Origin of the sequence: Micromonospora matsumotoense, assembly GCF_900091525.1 — a bacterium.
Classification (GTDB): Bacteria; Actinomycetota; Actinomycetes; order Mycobacteriales; family Micromonosporaceae; genus Micromonospora; species Micromonospora matsumotoensis.
In genome coordinates, this window is the sequence record NZ_FMCU01000006.1 from 276,921 (window position 1) to 291,415 (window position 14,495).

Below are 14,495 nucleotides of genomic sequence, written 5' to 3' on the forward strand. Positions count from 1 at the left end.
CATGAATATGACGCCCAGGCATACCGGTCACCACGGGAAGTGGTGCCCCTCCCGCTCCGGTAACCGGGGGAGGCCGGGCCGACCCGTCGAACGTGAACGGTTGTTGCGATAGTGGACGGCGATCGCTGCGGGGCCGACACCGGTCGCCGCCGGTCGACGGCCCGGTGTGGGTGACGGCGGGTCGGTGGGGTCGACGAGGGGAGAGGTGATGTTCGCCTGGTGGGGGCGGGTGGTGGTGCGCGCCCGGTGGGTGGTGCTGGCCGTCGCCGGGGTGCTGATGGCCGTCGGTGCCACCTGGGGTGTCGGGGTGTTCGGCGAGCTGACCGGGGGCGGGTTCGACGACCCGGCGAGCGAGTCCAGCCGTACGGTGCAGCGGGTCACCGCCGAACTGGGCCGGCAGGGCGCCGACGTGATCGTGCTCTGGTCCAGCGACACCGCCTCCGTCGACGACCCGGAGTTCCGCGACCCGGTCACCTTCACCGTGGCCGGGCTGCGCCAGCGCGCCGAGGTCGCCGCGGTGACCACCTGGTACGACGCGCCCGCGCCCGCGCTGGTCGCCGAGCACCGGCGGGCCACCTACGCGCTGGTCAAGCTGACCGGCGGTGACGAGGACGCCCGCTCGGCGCAGTTCGCGGCGCTGCGCCCCGCGCTGGACGCCCCCGGTCTGCGGACCGACGTCGGTGGGCTGGTGGCGTTCCAGGCGGAAGCCACCACCCAGAGCACCGAGGACATCACCCGGGCCGAGCTGCTGTCCATGCCGGTGCTGCTGGTGCTGCTCGTGCTGATCTTCGGCGGCCTGGTCGCCGCCGGCACCCCGCTGCTCGTCGGCGGCCTGGCCATCCTCGGCGCGTTCGTGGCGGTACGCCTGGTCAACATGGTCACCTACGTGTCGATCTTCGCGATCAACGTGATCACCCTGATCGGGCTCGGGATGGCGGTGGACTACGCGCTGTTCGTCATCAGCCGGTTCCGGGAGGAGTTGGCCGCCGGGCACACCACCGCCGAGGCGATCCGGCGCACCATCCTCACCGCCGGCCGCACCGTGTTCGTCTCCGGGCTGACCGTCGCGCTCGCCATGGCCAGCCTGCTGATCTTCCCGCAGCCGTTCCTGCGTTCGATGGGCTTCGGCGGGATGGCCGCCGTCCTGATCGCCATGCTGGCGGCGCTCACCGTGCTGCCGGCCCTGCTGGTGGTGCTCGGCCACCGGGTGGACGCGGTGCGCGTACCGCTGCCGTGGCGGCGGGGGACGCGGGGTGCCCGGCGGGCGGCGGGTGACGGGGGTGGTGCCTGGGCCCGGATCGCGCGCAGCGTGATGCGCCGGCCGGTGCGGTACCTGGTGGGGGTCGCGGTGCTGCTCGCGGTGCTGGCCACCCCGTTCCTGCGGATCACCTTCGGCGGGGTCGACGAGCGGGTGCTGCCGGCGGACGCCGCGCCGCGGGTGGTCTCCGAGCGGATCTCCGCCGAGTTCCCCGGCGGCACGATCGCTCCGATCGAGGTGCTGGTCTCCGGAGCGCCGGCCGACGCGGTGCGGCCTTTCGCCGACCGGATCGCGGCGGTGCCCGGGGTGACCGGGGTCCAGGTCACGGCGGCCCGGGGGGAGTCCACCCTGCTGTCGGTGAGCTACCCGGGGGAGCCGACCGGCGACGACGCCCGGGACCTGGTGCGGACGCTGCGCGACCTGCCCGGCCCGGACGGGGCGGAGGTGCTGGTCGGCGGGCGGCCCGCCGCCGACGTGGACCTGCTGGACAGCCTCGGCGACCGGCTGCCGTGGATGGCGCTGCTGATGGCCGGCGCGACCCTGCTGCTGCTCTTCCTCGCCTTCGGCTCGGTGGTGCTGCCGGTCAAGGCGGTGCTGATGAACCTGCTGTCGATCGGCGCGTCGTTCGGCGTGGTGGTCTGGATCTTCCAGGACGGCCACCTGGCCGGCCTGCTCGGCTTCACCTCCACCGGCTTCATCGAGCCGAGCAACCTCATCCTGATGCTCGCGGTGCTGTTCGGGCTGGCCACCGACTACGAGGTGTTCCTGCTCAGCCGGGTCCGCGAGGAGTGGGACCGCACCGGCGACAACACCGCCTCGGTCGCCGCCGGCCTGCAACGCACCGGCCGGATCATCACCGCCGCCGCGCTGCTGCTGATCATCGTGGTGGCCGGCTTCACCACCGGCGGGATGGCCTACATCAAGCTGATCGGCGTCGGCATGATCGTGGCGATCGTGGTGGACGCGACGCTGGTCCGGGCGCTGCTCGTGCCGGCCACCATGCGGCTGCTGGGCCGGTGGAACTGGTGGGCCCCGGGCCCCCTGGCCCGGCTCTGGGCCCGCTACGGCCTGCGCGAGACCGACGACCCGGCGGAGTCGTCGGCGACCCCGGGCGGGTCGGCGTCGGCGGTCCCGTCGGTGGTGGCGGGGACCCCGGGCGGGCCGGTCAGCGCTTCGGCGTGGTTCGCTGCGGCGGCCCCGGCGTCGTCGACCCCGGACCCGGACGCCCCGGCGTCGTCGACCCCGGACCCGGACGCCCCGGCGTCGAGGGCTGCGGACGCGGCCCCGAAGCCGGAGCCGGCTGCGGACCCGGAGGCGGCGGCGCGGCGGGCCCGCCAGCGGGACAACGCGAGGGTGGCCGAGTAGCCGGCCAGCACGATCACGTGGAACAGGTAGAGCCAGAGCAGCACCGCGACCCCGGCGCCAACCGGGTCGAAGCCGCCGAACGGGACACCGAGGTCCAACGGGAGCGAACAGAACAACACGAAGCCGTGCAGGAAGCCGGAGAGGTTGGCGGCGGTGAACGAGCCGACCGCCAGCGTCGACAACCAGTCCGGTGAGGCCGGCCCGACCACCCGGAACACCCACATCAGCACCGGGGTGAGCACCAGCCACACCGCCAGGAACGACAGCACGATGCCGAGGGCGGCGACCCAGCCGCCCTGCCGGATCAGCCGGGTGGTGGTGGGCAGCGCGATGAGGATCGACAGCAGCAGGGCGGGGGCGGGGGCGAGCAGCGGCAGCAGCAGCAACCGCCCCCGCCAGCCGACGAACGACTCGCCGGTGTGCGACGCGGCCACCGAGACGAAGGCCCGGCGCAGCCCCTCACCGTAGAGCGAGGCGGGCAGCAGGGAGGCCAGCGCCAGCAGCGGGGTCAACCGCACCCCGGCATTGACCAGCGCGTCCACCGCGTCGGGCGCGCCGATCGCGTCCGGCAGCGTCTCCACGGCGTACGAGGTGAGCCGGCGTACCCGGTCCACGCCGGCCAGCAGCGAGGTCAGCCAGATCGCCAGCAGGGCCACCGGCACCACGGCGATCGCCCCGTAGAAGGTGATCGCGGCGGCGTGCAGGGACAGATCCCGCCCGCGTACCGGCCGGAACGCGGCACTGGTGATCCGCTTCGTACGCTGCCATGCGTCGCCCATCGCGATGTTCTTCCCCCGGACGGCGGCGGGCACGCATTACGATCCCGCGACATGACCGTGCTCACCACCGCCCGGCTGATCGTGCGGAACTGGACCGACTCGCCGGCCGACCTGGCCCGGATCTTCGACCTCTATTCCCGCAACGAGGTGGTGCGCTGGCTGGGCGCGGCCCCCGGCCTGCCGTTGACCGACCCCGCGCAGGCGGCCGACCGGCTGGCGCTCTGGCGGGCCCGGCACGCCGACCACGGTGACCGGTACGGCAGTTGGGCGGTGCAGGTGCGCGACACCGGCCTGGTGGTCGGCACGATCCTGCTCAAGCCGCTGCCCGGCCGGGACGAGCAGGTGCCCACCGGCGACATCGAGGTGGGCTGGCACCTGCACCCCGACTCGTGGGGCCACGGGTACGCCACCGAGGCGGCCCGCGCCCTGGTCGACCGGGAACTCGCCACCGGCACCCCGCAGGTGTACGCGGTGGTCTCCCCCGGCAACGTGGCATCGATGGCGGTCGCCCGGCGGCTCGGGATGACCCACCTGGGCCGGCGCACCGACTGGTATGGCGGCGAGGAGTTGGAGACCTTCGTCCGCCGGGCGCTCCCGGACTCCCCAGGTGGTCATTAGCCGACTCAGGTGGTCATTAGCCCGCAATCCGGACGACATCTTGCGGTATCGATAGACGTCGTCCTATTCTCGCTTGTGGAAAGCGCTTTCCAGATGCTCCTTGCGGGTGCCTCGGCGAGTTTGCTGCCGCCGGAGGCGCCAGTTCGCCGTGCGCGGCAGCACGGTGAGCGGGTCGATCCGGTACACCGGCGCCACCACCCTGGCCGACCGGCGACTCCGCCTGACGGCCGCGAAGGCCCGGCCCGTCCCCGGCGCGCACAGGTTCGCAGGATCACCACCATCACCGCCGCCCGGCCGGGCACCACACCAGCACCACACCCCCGGCAGCGGCACCACCACCACCAGGTAATGAGAAAGGTGACGCGAGGATGAGACGACCAGTTGCACGACGAGTCCAGGCGGGGCTGGCCACGGCGGCCGTCGGTGCCGCGATCTGCGTGGCCCTGCCGATGCACCAGGCGTCGGCGGCGGCCGGCAGCGCCAGCGGCTACGCCACCCAGAACGGTGGGACCACCGGCGGCGCGGGCGGGCAGACCGTCCGGGCCGGCACGGGCACCGCGATCCACACGGCCCTGTGCAACCGGGCCAGCAGCAGCACCCCGATCGTCATCGAGGTGCAGGGCACGATCAACCACGGCAACACCACCAAGGTCTCCGGCAGCAGTTGCAACACCGCCGCCGACAAGATCGAGCTGAAGGAGATCAGCAACGTCACCATCGTCGGGGTGGGCAGTGGCGCGGTCTTCGACCAGCTCGGCATCCACATCCGGGACTCCCGCAACATCATCATCCAGAACGTGACCGTCCGGAACGTCAAGAAGTCGGGCTCGCCCATCTCCAACGGCGGTGACGCCATCGGCATGGAGAGCAGCGTGCGCAACGTCTGGGTCGACCACGCCACGCTGGAGGCGTCCGGTGGCGAGTCGGCGGGTTACGACGGGCTGTTCGACATGAAGGACGACGTCCAGTACGTGACGCTGTCGTACAGCATCCTGCGCAACTCGGGGCGGGGCGGCCTGATCGGGTCCAGCGAGAGCGACCGGGGCAACGGCTTCGTCACCTTCCACCACAACCTCTACCAGAACATCGACTCCCGTGCGCCGCTGCTGCGGGGCGGGATCGCGCACGCCTACAACAACTCGTACGTGCAGCTGAACGAGTCGGGGATCAACTCCCGGGCCGGTGCGCGGGCCAAGGTGGAGAACAACTACTTCAAGAACTCCCGGGACGTGCTGGGCACCTTCTACACCAGCGAGGCCGGCTACTGGCAGGCCAGCGGGAACATCCTGGACAACGTGACCTGGTCCAGCCCCGGCAGCGAGACCAACCCCGCCGGCCCGGGCATGCCGTCCAACACCAGCGTCAGCATTCCGTACTCCTACCGGCTGGACGGGGCGAGCTGCGTGCCGGACATCGTCCGGCAGACGGCCGGTGCGAACACCGGCCTCAAGGAGTCGAACGGGAGCTGCTCGCCGCAGACGCCGGCCCCGACCACCCCGGGACCGACCACGCCCGCTCCGACCACGCCCGCACCGACCACCCCGCCGCCCACCAGCAACCCCGGCGGGACCAACCTCAGCATCGGTGCCGGCTCCGACGGCTCCAGCAAGGCCAGCGGTACGAGCTACGGCGACGTCCGCGACGGCAACCTGAGCACCTTCTGGTCGCCGGCCGGGTCGACCGGTGACATCTCGATCAAGTGGGGCTCCGCGACCAGCATCTCCTCGATCAACATCCGGGAGGCGTCGGGCTCGGCCGGCAGCATCACCTCCTGGCAGGTCCTCAACGGCGACACCGGCGCGGTGCTGGCCTCCGGCAGCCGGGCCGGCGTGGTCACCTTCCCCCGGACCTCGCTGAAGAAGATCACCTTCCGGATCAACAGCTCTGCTGCCACCCCGAAGGTCGCCGAGTTCGAGACCTACGCCTGACCGTCGCTCCCGGGCCGCGCCCGGGACGATGATCAACTCAATGGGGCCGATGTTGGGGTGTCCGATCGGCGTGGACACCCACACATCGGCCCCGTTGTGTCGATCAACCCGCGTCGGCGGGCGCGGATGAGGGCGACGACCCGGATGGCGGGGAGGGCGGTAGGTCGGGTGGTGGCTTGGAGGGCGGGCCGGGTGGCAGGTTGGGTGGCGGCCGGTCGTGGCGGGTCCAGGCGAGGAAGCGGGTGAAATAGGCGGCCGGGTCGACCATGCCGGTGCCGACCCGCAGCGCATCGGTGATCGCGTCGTGCATGAGCAGGCAGAGGTAGATGGCCAGCGCCGGCCGGGTCGTGGGCGTACTCCCGCCGGAGGCTCAGCTCGGCCGGCTGGCAGGGCCACGGGGCGGCACACGCCCGGCACCGCCATGCCGGCCGGGCGGCGACGTGCCGACCGGAGCCGTCCGTCCGGACCGCTGCCGGCCGCCCACGCCGTGCGCTGTCCGTCGGCGGAGTCACGGCCGTCGCCGGTCGCTCCCGCCGTGTGTCGTCCGGCGGCGGGGGCACGGCCGTTGCCGGCAGGCCGCGCCGTGTGTCCTCGGTCGGCGGGGTCACCGGTGGCGGCCGTTCGCCCGGCGGGCCTGGCCCCGGGTGACCAGGCCCGCCGCGCCCACCCAGTAGACGGCGGTGGGCCGTTCCACAGGTGGGGGCGGTGCGCCGGCAGCCGGGGCGGTGGCGGTTCCCCAGTGGTACGCCGGCCAGCCGGTCCGGGCACGGCCAGCGCAGCCCGCAGGTGCAGTACCGACCCCACCGGGACCAGTCCCGCCGATGCCGTGGTGCCGTCGGTACCGGCCTGTCGTGCTTCTTCATCCGCTACTCCTTCCGCAAGCGCTGCGTCGCTCCGGACGCCCTGGCCGGGCCACAAGCGACTGCCACCTGTTCGCACTCTGCTGTGGAGCGACTACTGTCGGGAAGGTGGCGTGCGGCCTCAGCGTCGGGTGTGCCGAGCGGGTCCGCCCTGGTGGCCGGCGCTGGCGGCCAGTGGCAGACGTGTGGTGGAGGTGTGATGACCGGTGGACCGATGTCGACCCTGGAATTCCTCGGGGCGGAGCTGCGCCGGGCGCGCAAGGATCGCGGGCTGAGCCAGGAGGACCTGGCCCAACGGATCAGCTACTCGTCGTCGCTGGTGGGCATGGTCGAGATCGGCCACCGTACGCCGTCGCAGGACTTCATCACCCGCGCGGACGCCGCTCTGGAGGCCGGCGGCCTCTTCGAACGGCTACTCGCCCTGGTACGCGCCGACTCCGCCCCACCGTGGCTGCGCGAGTGGATCAGCGTGGAGCGGGAGGCGACATTGATCCGCTGGTTCGAGCCGTCACTCATCCCCGGCCTCCTCCAGACCGAGCAGTACGCCCGCGCGGTGCTGCACGGCGGCGGGATGCTCCGCGCGAGTGAGATCGAGCAGCGTGTTTCCTCCCGAATGGATCGGCAGGAAGTGCTGACCCGGGATCACCCGCCCGAGGTGGTGGCGGTGATCGACGAAACGGTGCTGCGCCGGACGATCGGTGAGCCGGCGGTGATGATCGAACAGTTCGAGCATCTGCTGAGGCTGACCGAGCACTCGCACGTCAGTCTGCACGTGGTGCCGACGGATGCGGGGATGCATGCCGGCCTGGCCGGCCCGTTCATCCTGGTCCGCGTGCCCGACGGCGGCGAGGTGGCGCACCTGGACAGCGCGCTGCGCGCGCACATCACCGACCGGCCTGACGACGTTGATAGCCTTCAGCGCAGATGGGAGAGCCTGCGCGGGGAAGCACTGCCACGCAGGGCGTCCCGGGATCTCATTCGGGAGTTGGCGAAGTCATGGACCTGAGCGGCGCTGTCTGGCGCAAGTCGACCCGTAGCGACAACGGTGGCTCGACCTGTGTGGAGGTGGCGACGAATCTGCCGCAGGTGGTCGGGGTGCGGGACAGCAAGGACCGGGGTGGCCCCGCGCTGACCTTCGCGCCCGCCGCCTGGGCCGGTTTCGTCGCCGCGACCAGGGCGGGAGACCTCAACCCCGCTCGCCACTGACCCGCACCGCCGCCGAAGCTGCCCACCGTTGGTGGCCGATTCCGGCCCGGCGGTGTCACGGCCCACCGACGGCACGGCGGTTCCGTCACCGCGACAAAGCCCACCGTGCTCGCCTCCGACATGGTGATCGACTCAATTGGGCCGAAGTGGGGGCGTCCTGGCCGATCGGAGACCCCGACATCGGCCCAATTGTGTTGATCAAGGCCCGCTGGGCGGGCGCGGCCGGGCGGGCGGGTGACGCACTGGTGGTGCGACGGTCCGGTGGCGGGGCTGCGGCGATTAGGCTGGGAGCAGCAGGATGTTCCGCTGAGGGGGTGAGCCCGGATGGCCCAGGCCGCATTCGCGCCCGAGCCGGCACCGCAGTCGCCCGACCTGCCGTCCCCGTCGCCCGAGCCGGCACCGCAGTCGCCCGGGTCGGTCGACCGGCCGACCGGGCCGTCGTTCGACGTGCTGCGCTGGCACGACGAGCCGTGGACCGCCCAGCTCGCCCTCGACCTGTTGCCGGAGACCAACGGCCCCAAGGTTGAGGTCCTGAGCGGAAGCGTGATCGTGACACCACATGCCGGATACGACCATCAGAATGCCGAGCTGGATCTGGCCTACCTGCTCAAGCAGGCGGCCCGCCGAGAAAAGCTGTGGCTCTACGCCGAAGCCAACATCATCTCCGGGGCCGACCTCTTCATTCCTGACATCGTGATCCTCGACGTTCCCGGTGGCGGGCGGACGACGATGGACATCGGCCACGCCGTGCTGCTCGGTGAGGTCGTCTCGCCGGGTAACCGGCGTAAGGACGTGATCGACCGGCCCCGCGAGTACGCCGCCGCCGGTGTCCCGTTCTTCCTCCGCGTCGACCTGCGCAACCGGGTGTCCACCATCGCGCTCTTCGAGTTGACCGACGGGGAGTACCGGCCGGTCGCGGCGGCTGCCGCCGGGACGACGTTCGTCATGCGGCAGCCCTTCGAGTTCAGTATCGATCCGGCCGACCTTCTCGGCGAGGAGGCACCGGTCGCGGAGGCGGAACCGCCCGGCGGGGAGACGCCGGGCGGGGAGGGCGACGTCGAGGGGTGAGGCTCCCAGCGGGAGTACAGCGCGGCCGGGGCAGAATGACCGCGTGACAACTCCCCGGGATCTCGTACTGCTCGGCTCGACCGGTTCGATCGGCACCCAGGCGATCGACATCGTCAGGCGCAACCCGGACCGGTTCCGGGTGGTGGCGCTCGGTGCCGGCGGGGGCAACGTCGAGTTGCTCGCCACCCAGGCGCTCGAACTGGCGGTGGACGCGGTCGGGGTGGCGAAGGCGTCCGCCGTGCAGGATCTCCAACTCGCCTTCTATGCCGAGGCGAGCCGGCGCGGCTGGGCCACCGGGGACTTCAAGCTGCCGAAGATCATTGCCGGCCCGGACGCGATGACCGAGTTGGCGCAGTGGCCCTGCGACGTGGTCCTCAACGGGGTGGTCGGGTCGCTCGGGCTCGCGCCGACGCTGGCCGCGCTGCGCTGCGGTCGTACCCTCGCGTTGGCCAACAAGGAGTCGCTGGTGGCCGGCGGCCCGCTGGTGAAGGCCGCGGTGACGCGGCCGGGGCAGATCGTGCCGGTGGACTCGGAGCATTCGGCGCTGGCCCAGTGCCTGCGCGGCGGGACGCGCGGTGAGGTGCGGCGGCTGGTCGTCACCGCCAGCGGCGGGCCGTTCCGGGGGCGGGGGCGCGACGAGCTGACCGGGGTCACCCCGGAGCAGGCGCTCGCCCACCCGACCTGGAACATGGGGCCGGTCGTCACGATCAACTCGGCCACCATGGTCAACAAGGCGCTGGAGGTGATCGAGGCGCACGAACTGTTCGACGTGCCCTACGCCGACATCACCGTGATGGTGCACCCGCAGTCGGTGATCCACTCGATGGTCGAGTTCGTCGACGGCTCCACCCTGGCCCAGGCGAGCCCGCCGGACATGCGGCTGCCCATCGCGCTCGGCATCGGCTGGCCCGACCGGGTCGGTGACGCGGCCGCCGCCGTCGACTGGACCACCGCCCACACCTGGGAGTTCGCCCCCCTCGACGACGAGGCGTTCCCGGCGGTGGCGTTGGCCAAGGCGGCCGGTGAGACGGGCCGCAGCAGGCCAGCGGTCTACAACGCGGCGAACGAGGAGTGCGTGGCGGCGTTCGTCGCCGGCCGGTTGCCGTTCCTCGGCATCGTCGACACCTTGAAGCGGGTGTTGGAGGAGGCCCCCGATTTCGGTGAACCAGGTACCGTCGAGGACGTGCTCGCCGCCGAATCGTGGGCGCGCGCGCACGCGCAGGAGATCATCTCGGGGTCGGGGAAGGAAGCCTGATGCTCTATCTGCTCGGGGTGGTGGTGATCGCCCTGGCGATCCTCATCTCGGTGAGCCTGCACGAGGCCGGTCACATGCTGACCGCCAAGGCGTTCGGAATGAAGGTCACCCGCTACTTCGTCGGCTTCGGGCCGACCATCTGGTCGTTCCGCCGGGGCGAGACGGAGTACGGCCTCAAGGCCATCCCGCTCGGTGGCTTCTGCAAGATCGTCGGGATGACGCCGCAGGACGACGACGTCGAACCCGGTGACGAGAAGCGGGCGATGTGGCGCTACCCGGTCTGGAAGCGGACGATCGTGATGTCCGCCGGCTCGGTCACCCACTTCGCGCTGGCCGTCATCGCGATCTGGCTGGCCGCCATGTTCATGGGCCTGCCCAACAAGAACCTGCCCAACCCGCTGCCGGCGCACGTCAAGGTCGTCGACTGCGTCATCCCCACCGACGCGGCCCGCGAGTGCGCCCCCGGAGACCCGGTCAGCCCCGCCAAGCAGGCCGGGCTGCGCGACGACGACAAGATCGTCGCGGTGAACGGGGTCCAGGTCGCCGACTACACCGCGCTGGTCAAGACCGTCCGTGAGCTGCCCCCGGGCCAGCCGGCGACGATCAGCTACGAACGCGACGGGGTGGCCGGCGAGGTCCGGGCCGGCCTCGCCGCCGTGCAGCGCAAGCCGCTGGACGACCCGGACGGCGCCCCGATCACCGTCTCCGCCCTCGGCGTCGCCGGTCCGATGCTCCCGCCCGGCGTCCCGGCGAACGTCACCTACGGCCCGGTCGAGGCGATCCCGGCGACCGCCGGCTACACCAAGGACCTGGCCGTCGGCACCTACGAGGCGCTCAAGCGCATCCCCGACAAGATCCCCGCCCTGTGGACCGCCATCACCGGCGGCGAACGCGACAAGGACACCCCGATCAGCGTGGTCGGGGCCAGCCGGCTCGGCGGTGAGGCGCTGGAGAACGGCGTCTGGCAGCTGCTGGTCCTGCTGTTCATCTCGCTGAACTTCTTCGTCGGCGTGTTCAACCTGCTGCCGCTGCTGCCCCTCGACGGCGGCCACATCGCCATCGCCTGGTTCGAACGGGCCCGCTCCTGGCTCTATGCCCGGATCGGCCGGCGCGACCCGGGCCGGGTCGACTACCTCAAGCTGATGCCCATCACGTACGCGGTGATCCTCATCGGTGGCGCGTTCACACTGCTCACCGCCACCGCAGACATCGTCAACCCGATCACCCTCTTCACAAGGTGAGTGTCTAGTGACCGCTGTCAGCCTCGGTATGCCCGCCGTACCGCCCCCGCCGCTCGCCCCGCGCCGGACCAGCCGCCAGATCATGGTCGGCTCGGTGCCGGTCGGTGGTGGTGCCCCCGTCTCGGTGCAGTCGATGACCACCACCCTCACCTCCGACGTCAACGCCACCCTCCAGCAGATCGCCGAGCTGACCGCCTCCGGCTGCCAGATCGTCCGGGTCGCCGTGCCCAGCCAGGACGACGTGGAGGCGCTGCCGGCGATCGCCAGGAAGTCGCAGATCCCGGTGATCGCCGACATCCACTTCCAGCCGAAGTACGTCTTCGCCGCGATCGACGCCGGCTGCGCGGCCGTCCGGGTCAACCCGGGCAACATCCGCCAGTTCGACGACAAGGTCCGGGAGATCGCGGCAGCCGCCTCCGCCGCCGGTACGCCGATCCGGATCGGCGTCAACGCCGGCTCGCTCGACAAGCGGCTGCTCGCCAAGTACGGCAAGGCCACCGCCGAGGCGCTGGTCGAGTCGGCGCTGTGGGAGTGCTCGCTGTTCGAGGAGCACGGCTTCCGGGACATCAAGATCTCGGTCAAGCACAACGACCCGGTGGTGATGATCCGGGCGTACCGTCAGCTGGCCGAGCAGTGCGACTACCCGCTGCACCTGGGCGTGACCGAGGCCGGCCCGGCGTTCCAGGGCACCATCAAGTCGGCGGTCGCCTTCGGGGCGCTGCTCGCCGAGGGGATCGGCGACACGATCCGGGTGTCGTTGTCCGCGCCGCCGGTCGAGGAGATCAAGGTCGGCAACCAGATCCTGGAGTCGCTGGGCCTGCGCGAACGGGGCCTGGAGATCGTCTCCTGCCCGTCCTGCGGGCGGGCCCAGGTGGACGTCTACAAGCTCGCCGAGGAGGTCACCGCCGGCCTGGAAGGGCTGCCGGTGCCGCTGCGGGTTGCCGTGATGGGCTGCGTGGTGAACGGGCCGGGCGAGGCCCGCGAGGCCGACCTCGGCGTCGCCTCCGGCAACGGCAAGGGGCAGATCTTCGTCAAGGGGCAGGTCGTCAAGACCGTCCCCGAGAGCCAGATCGTCGAGACGCTGATCGAAGAGGCGCTGCGGATCGCCGACGAGATGGGCGCGGAGATCCCCGAGGAACTGCGCGACCTGGTCCCCGGCCCCACCGTCACCGTGCACTGACCCGTAGAAACCGCCGAAAAGGGCGGCCGTTCCCCGCTGGGGGACGGCCGCCCTTCGCACGTGCGGGCCTGGTCACTCGGATTCGGCGAGGATCGCGTACAGCTTGCGTCGGGTCTCGTCGAGCACCTGGGCGGCGCGTTCCCGCTGGTCGTCGGTGCCGGTCATCATCACCTGCCGCAGCGCGTGCATGGCCTGCGCCCCGGCGTCACGGATGTCGTGCCAGCTGTTGACGGTGTCCTCGGCGAACTCCGCCCAGGGCGGGGTCTGCGCGGCGGTGGTGGCCTCCTCCCGACCGGCGTCGGTGAGGTCGAACCGCTTGCGCCCGCCGCCGGCCGGATCGGCGCTGGCGGCGATGACGCCCTCGTCCTCCAGTAGTTGCAGGGTCGGGTAGATCGATCCGGGGCTGGGCCGCCAGGCCCCGCCGGTGCGGGAGTCGATCTCCTGGATCATCTCGTAGCCGTGCATCGGCCGCTCGGTGAGCAGGGCCAGCACCGCGCCCCGGACGTTCGGCCGGCGTCCCCGGCCCCGCCCGCGACCGCCCCGGCCGCCGCCCCAACCCCCGTGCCCGTGCGGGCCGGGCGGTACGGGCGGGAAGCCGAAGCCACGTTGACGTGCCTCCTGTAGTGCATGGATCCGACGGTGGAATCCCATCGTGTCGTTCCTTCCGTAGAGTGTCGCTGATGCATCAACGATATATCGCCAACGTGTCGCCGACAAGGGTGTTCGCGGTGAGATCGGGCCGGGGCCGGCGGACAGGCGGCTGCGCCGGTCGCCCGGCGGACCACCGCCTGTATCTGGCAGGCTGGTAAGCGTGCTGACGGTGCCGGTACGCCAACTGGGAGAGTCGGAGCGCCGCGCGGTCGAGCGGCTGCTCGACCTCGACCCGTTCGCGGGCGCGCAGGTCGCCGAGCGGGTCTCCGCCCGAGGGCTGGCCTGGTGGCGGGCCGAGGGGCGCATCCTCGGCTACGGCACCCGCCGCAACCTGGAGTCGATCTGCTGGCTCGGCGGCAATCTCACCCCGATCCTCGCCACCGACTCGGCCGTCGCCGCCTTCGCCGAGCAGCTCTCCGCCGAGGAACGACTCTGCTCCTCCATCGTCGGGCGGGCCGACGCGGTGCTCGGCCTCTGGGACCGGCTCGCCGACCACTGGGGCCCGGCCCGCGACGTACGTCCCAATCAGCCCCTGCTGGCCACCGACACCCTGCCCCGCATCCCGGTCGACCCCGAGGTGCGTCGGGTCCGGCCCGACGAGGTCCACCGGCTCTTCCCGGCGGCCGTCGCGATGTACGCCGAGGAGGTCGGCGTCTCACCGCTGGCCGACGACGGCGGCCGGGCCTACCGCCGGCGGGTCGAGGACCTGGTCCGGGCCGGTCGGGCGTACGCCCGCCTGGTCGACGGGGAGGTCGTGTTCAAGGCCGAGTTGGCGGTGGTGACCCGCCGGACCGCCCAGATCCAGGGGGTCTGGGTGGCGCCCCAGTGGCGGGGACGCGGGATCGCCACCGCCGCGATGGCCGCCGTGGTACGCGACGCGCTGCTCCGGGTCGCCCCCACCGTCAGCCTCTACGTCAACGACTTCAACCTCCCCGCCCGCCGGGTCTACCAACGCTGCGGCTTCCACCCCGTAGGCACCCTGGCCACCATCCTCTTCTGACCGTGAGGCTGCCCCCCACCCCCTCTCGCCCCGGCGCCCCCACCCTCTCTCGCCCCTCCGCCCTCTCTCGCCCCGGTGATCAAGAG

At 71.9% G+C, this 14,495-nt stretch carries 12 protein-coding genes and 1 pseudogene; 10 read left to right on the plus strand and 3 right to left on the minus strand.

The window, feature by feature from the left end:
• Positions 1-208 precede the first annotated feature (208 nt).
• On the plus strand, positions 209-2,623 hold the full coding sequence (locus GA0070216_RS15200; RefSeq protein ID WP_091245960.1) for an MMPL family transporter: 2,415 nt from the start codon (positions 209-211) through the stop codon (positions 2,621-2,623).
• Here GA0070216_RS15200 and GA0070216_RS15205 read toward each other — a convergent pair.
• A pseudogene (locus GA0070216_RS15205) lies at positions 2,572-3,402 on the minus strand (YhjD/YihY/BrkB family envelope integrity protein); the annotation flags it as partial. The gene GA0070216_RS15200 and the pseudogene GA0070216_RS15205 sit on opposite strands and share 52 nt — an antisense overlap.
• Before the next feature lie 51 nt (positions 3,403-3,453).
• Here GA0070216_RS15205 and GA0070216_RS15210 point away from each other — a divergent pair.
• Both GA0070216_RS15210 and GA0070216_RS15215 read left to right on the plus strand, forming a co-directional pair.
• On the plus strand, positions 3,454-4,020 hold the full coding sequence (locus GA0070216_RS15210) for a GNAT family N-acetyltransferase (RefSeq protein WP_091245964.1): 567 nt from the start codon (positions 3,454-3,456) through the stop codon (positions 4,018-4,020).
• A 368-nt stretch (positions 4,021-4,388) separates the two neighbouring features.
• Entirely contained in the window at positions 4,389-5,948 is a 1,560-nt protein-coding gene (locus GA0070216_RS15215) for a pectate lyase family protein (protein WP_091245967.1), read from the plus strand.
• Between the two features lie 103 nt (positions 5,949-6,051).
• Here GA0070216_RS15215 and GA0070216_RS34555 read toward each other — a convergent pair whose 3' ends face one another.
• Entirely contained in the window at positions 6,052-6,258 is a 207-nt protein-coding gene (locus GA0070216_RS34555; RefSeq protein ID WP_176738973.1) for a hypothetical protein, read from the minus strand.
• 749 nt (positions 6,259-7,007) lie between these two features.
• On the opposite strand from GA0070216_RS34555, the gene GA0070216_RS15220 reads away from it, so the two are divergent.
• The 6 genes from GA0070216_RS15220 to ispG all read left to right on the plus strand — a co-directional run bounded on the left by GA0070216_RS15220 (position 7,008) and on the right by ispG (position 12,758).
• Entirely contained in the window at positions 7,008-7,814 is an 807-nt protein-coding gene (locus tag GA0070216_RS15220; RefSeq protein ID WP_245722514.1) for a helix-turn-helix domain-containing protein, read from the plus strand.
• A complete protein-coding gene (locus GA0070216_RS15225; RefSeq protein ID WP_091245973.1) occupies positions 7,805-8,014 on the plus strand; it encodes a DUF397 domain-containing protein in 210 nt (69 codons plus the stop codon). The genes GA0070216_RS15220 and GA0070216_RS15225 overlap by 10 nt, the downstream gene beginning before the upstream one ends.
• A 324-nt stretch (positions 8,015-8,338) precedes the next feature.
• The gene (locus tag GA0070216_RS15230) at positions 8,339-9,082 is read left to right on the plus strand and encodes a Uma2 family endonuclease (RefSeq protein ID WP_091245976.1); all 744 of its coding nucleotides are present in this window, start codon (positions 8,339-8,341) and stop codon (positions 9,080-9,082) included.
• Between the two features lie 43 nt (positions 9,083-9,125).
• Positions 9,126-10,337, plus strand: coding sequence for a 1-deoxy-D-xylulose-5-phosphate reductoisomerase (gene dxr, locus GA0070216_RS15235; protein ID WP_091245979.1), 1,212 nt, complete (start codon positions 9,126-9,128; stop codon positions 10,335-10,337).
• On the plus strand, positions 10,337-11,578 hold the full coding sequence (locus GA0070216_RS15240; protein WP_091245982.1) for a M50 family metallopeptidase: 1,242 nt from the start codon (positions 10,337-10,339) through the stop codon (positions 11,576-11,578). The genes dxr and GA0070216_RS15240 overlap by 1 nt, the downstream gene beginning before the upstream one ends.
• A gap of 7 nt (positions 11,579-11,585) precedes the next feature.
• Positions 11,586-12,758 (plus strand): flavodoxin-dependent (E)-4-hydroxy-3-methylbut-2-enyl-diphosphate synthase, encoded by a 1,173-nt coding sequence (gene ispG, locus GA0070216_RS15245; RefSeq protein ID WP_091245985.1) that lies wholly within the window; start codon positions 11,586-11,588, stop codon positions 12,756-12,758.
• Positions 12,759-12,830: 72 nt separating this feature from the next.
• On the opposite strand, the gene GA0070216_RS15250 is transcribed toward ispG, so the two are convergent.
• Complete coding sequence (locus tag GA0070216_RS15250) at positions 12,831-13,409, minus strand: PadR family transcriptional regulator (RefSeq protein WP_091245987.1); 579 nt, start codon at positions 13,407-13,409, stop codon at positions 12,831-12,833.
• Positions 13,410-13,569: 160 nt separating this feature from the next.
• Between GA0070216_RS15250 and GA0070216_RS15255 the strand changes: the two genes are divergently transcribed.
• Entirely contained in the window at positions 13,570-14,409 is an 840-nt protein-coding gene (locus GA0070216_RS15255) for a GNAT family N-acetyltransferase (protein WP_091245990.1), read from the plus strand.
• Positions 14,410-14,495: the final 86 nt, after the last annotated feature.